2 protein-coding genes are annotated in these 3,716 nt (G+C 63.8%); both read left to right on the forward strand.

Features of this window, described 5'->3' with window-relative positions; all coding sequences use genetic code 11:
- Positions 1 to 168: 168 nt before the first annotated feature.
- On the forward strand, positions 169 to 1,191 hold the full coding sequence (locus E1N52_RS43085) for a UPF0149 family protein (protein ID WP_133191163.1): 1,023 nt from the start codon (positions 169 to 171) through the stop codon (positions 1,189 to 1,191).
- A gap of 204 nt (positions 1,192 to 1,395) precedes the next feature.
- On the forward strand, positions 1,396 to 3,716 hold a 2,321-nt coding region (locus tag E1N52_RS43090; protein WP_133191165.1), incomplete at its 3' end, for a DEAD/DEAH box helicase.

Consider the following 3,716-nt stretch of genomic DNA (forward strand, 5'->3'; position numbering starts at 1 on the left):
TCGCGTGTCGCCCGGCGTCCGGTCTGTGCATCGCGCCTCGGATAAAATGCAGGGACTGTGACACTGGCCGGAGAGGCTTCCCGGAGGCGCGGCGTCGCGCTGAACGTCGGCGGCAATGGCGAAGCGGGTGAACTGCATTGCGGTTGCCGCATACCCCACGGACATACCATGAAATTCGATCATCCTGATCCCGAACTCAACAATCCGTTGACTGACGAAGAGCTGGAATTCCTCGAACGCTTTCTTTCGGGCAATGCCGTCTGCAACGATGCGATGGGTGCGGTCATGTTGCATGGCTTTCTGACTGCCGTCATCTCAGGACCGAATGCGATATTGCCGGGCGCGATCCTTCCCTGGATCTGGGATGCCAGGCACGCAACCCGTCAACCCAGATTCCTGTCGGCGGGTCGGGCTCGCAAGGTCACAGGACTGATCTTTCAGTACTGGAACGACATTAACGACACCCTGAATCAATGCCCCGACCTGTTCGAACTCCCGCTGCACACGAGCGTATACGAGGGAGAAGAGGTTCCTGTCCTCGACGAATGGTGCGAGGGTTATTGCAAGGGCATCGACATCGACCGGGAGGCCTGGGAGCCGCTGATCGAACGGCRCCCATGGTGGTTCAATGTCATCCTGCTATTCGGCACAGCCTCCGGATACCAGGAACTGGCGCGGCGGGACTACACGGTCGGGCAACGCCGGTCGTTTGTCCTCCAGCTCGCGGCATCGACACTCAATATCCATCGCTACGGGTGTGAGGAACGTCGGAGGTTGGTGGAGCAGGGCGAGCAGCGAGGCGCGATCCGGGCGGGTTCATGGCCGAAGGCCAGGACGGCGACGCAGACCACAGTGAGGAATCGGGCCGCCCGGGACGGGAGCGTGTCCARAGATGTGTTCCTCGTAGATTCGCTCGGCCGGGTGACGGACGACGCGTTTCACCCGCTGGCATTGTCCCCGCTGGCTACGCGCATCACGCGTGGCGGCACGTCTGTCGATGCGCACATCTATCGCGCCGGCGATGAGGGTCGCGACGGCTGGATACTGGAAATAATCGACGCGTCCGGGACGTCCACGGTCTGGGACGAGCCGTTCCCGACCGATGGGGCTGCGCTGGCCGAAGCATTCAGCACAAGCAACATGCACGACATCGCCCCGGTAAGCCGTGCCGGACCGGCGCCCGCGTCGTAACGCTTAGCGCGCCCGCACCCGGAAGGGTCTGGCTTTGCACGCCGTGGACAGATGCTTCGCCCGGCGATGTCATGTGACGTGCTGCGAAACAATCCGTCCCACGACCAGGACCGGTCATTTTTCCCACGGCGCAGGCGATACGTGATCTCCTGGCGGACCCGTCTTCCACCTGCATTTGAAACCGGGACTTCCCATCAACTGTTCATGTCCTTGACCGATACCGATCGCCTCTCGCCACGAATCACACCGGCTGGCCACCTGCTTGCCGCACCCGACGTCGAGGCGCCCGCGCTGCCTGATGACGTAGCGCTGGGCGCGGCTTTCGCGCGCGGCGCTGGTCACGGGCTGCTTTACCTGGGAAGCGCGACCATCGGGCGAGCATTGCCGCCCGCCTGGGCGTGGTGGCGCGAACTGGGGGCCCGCTATGTCACGGCCCTGTGCACTACGGCGGAAGGTGGGGACATCGCGGGCGCAGAGCCAGACCCGCTGGAGCTCGGCACACTGATCGAAGACGCGCCGCCCATGACGGGCGCTGAATATCTCACGCCGGATGTTCTGGCGGCACTCTGGGGCGAAATCGATGGTGCCCTGCGCGCCGAGCTCGCTGATTCGGGAGGGTCACTTCAGGCATTCCTCAGGTCGCGTCATCCTGCCTGGAATCTGGTGGGCCGGGTTCACTTCAACCTTGCCGAAAACCGCAAGGACCCCGAAGCACCTTTCGCATTTCTGGCTACGTACGCTGCGCGCCTGTCGGCCCATGGCAAGACGCAGCATCAACCCCTGTCACGAGCACTCGAGGAATTCTCCGGTGCTCGCAACAAAGCGCAGCTGCTCTCGCTCCTCATGCCGGTTCAGCGTGCAGCTGAACGCTGTGACTGGCTGCGTGCGATGGTTGAATCGCGCGAAATCTATCACCCGTTGCGCTGGATGCCCGCCGACGCCTGGCGGCTTCTCTCGGATCTGCCCGCCCTGGAATCTGCCGGCATCAAGGTTCGACTACCGGCGAGCTGGGCGGCGGGACGCCCCGCGCGGCCCGCGGTCAGGGCGAGCGTCGGGACGCAGCCTCCGTCACTCCTTGGCAGGGAAGCGCTGCTCGACTTCAGGATGGAGGTGTCACTCGATGGCGAATCGTTGAGTCCGGCCGAGATCCGGACTCTGCTCAAGGGGGCCGACGGCCTTCAGTGGATTCGCGGGCGCTGGATCGAGGTCGACACGAAGAAGCTGGGCCGCCTGCTTCAGCGCTTTGAAGGTCTGGAAAAGGCCGCGCAGGCGGGACTGCCGCTGAACGATGCGTTGCGTCTGCTGGCGGGCGTCTCCGGTAATGAAGAGGACGCGTTCGGCGAGCGCGACTGGGCGCAGGTCGTGGCTGGCGACTGGCTTGCACAGATGCTGCAGCAGTTGCGCCAGCCGGAAGGGCTGGCGCACGTCGATCCGGGTCCCGATCTGAAAGCGCAGCTTCGACCGTACCAGCAGGCCGGTGTGCGCTGGCTCTACCTGCTCAGCCAGCTCGGGCTCGGAGCGTGTCTTGCCGACGATATGGGTCTCGGAAAGACGATGCAGGTCCTCTCCCTGCTACTGATCCTCAAGCGCGACCCGGTCGAGCCGCGCCCGAGCCTGCTGGTCGCCCCGGCGTCCCTGCTGGCAAACTGGGCCGCGGAGGCGGAGCGTTTCGCACCGGGGTTGCGCGTGCTGGTAGCGCATCCGTCCATGACGCCTGCAGACGAACTACGCGCCCTGGACAGTGCGCGGCTCATGCAGACGGACCTCGTCATTACCAGCTTCGGCTCGCTGCTGCGCCAGCCCGTTCTGGAAGCGTTCCAGTGGAATATCGCGATTGTCGACGAGGCCCAGGCGATCAAGAACCCCGGCACCCGCCAGACGAAACAGGTCAAGAAGCTTCAGGCACGCTCACGCATCGCCCTGACGGGCACCCCGGTGGAAAATCGCCTGTCGGACCTGTGGTCCATTTTTGATTTCACGCATCCAGGCCTGCTGGGCTCGGCGAAGGAATTTGCCGGTCTGACCCGGCGTCTGGCGAAAATGGAGCATTTCGGCCCGCTTCGAAACCTCGTGCGGCCCTACATTCTGCGTCGTCTGAAAACAGACCGGCGTGTGATTGCCGATCTCCCGGAAAAAACCGAACTCAAGGCGTGGTGCCACCTGAGCCCCATCCAGGCCGCCCTTTACGGACGCGCAGTCAAGGACCTGACTGCGGCGCTGGATGGTACCGACGGTATTGAACGCAAAGGGATCGTACTAAGCTACCTGATGCGGTTCAAGCAGATCTGCAACCATCCGTCCCAGTGGCTTGGCGACGCGGCGTGGCAGCCGGAAGCCAGTGGCAAATTTGCGCGGCTGCGCGAACTGGTCGACGTGATCGCGGCGAAGCAGGAAAAGGTTCTGGTGTTTACGCAATTCCGCGAAACCACCGAGCCCCTTGCCGCGTTCCTCGGATCGCTTTTCGGGCGGGAAGGCCTGATTCTCCACGGCGGAACGCCCGTAGCCAAACGCCGCGAACTGGTCCG

Origin of the sequence: Paraburkholderia guartelaensis, from assembly GCF_004353905.1 — a bacterium.
In the GTDB taxonomy this organism is placed as follows: Bacteria; Pseudomonadota; Gammaproteobacteria; order Burkholderiales; family Burkholderiaceae; genus Paraburkholderia; species Paraburkholderia guartelaensis.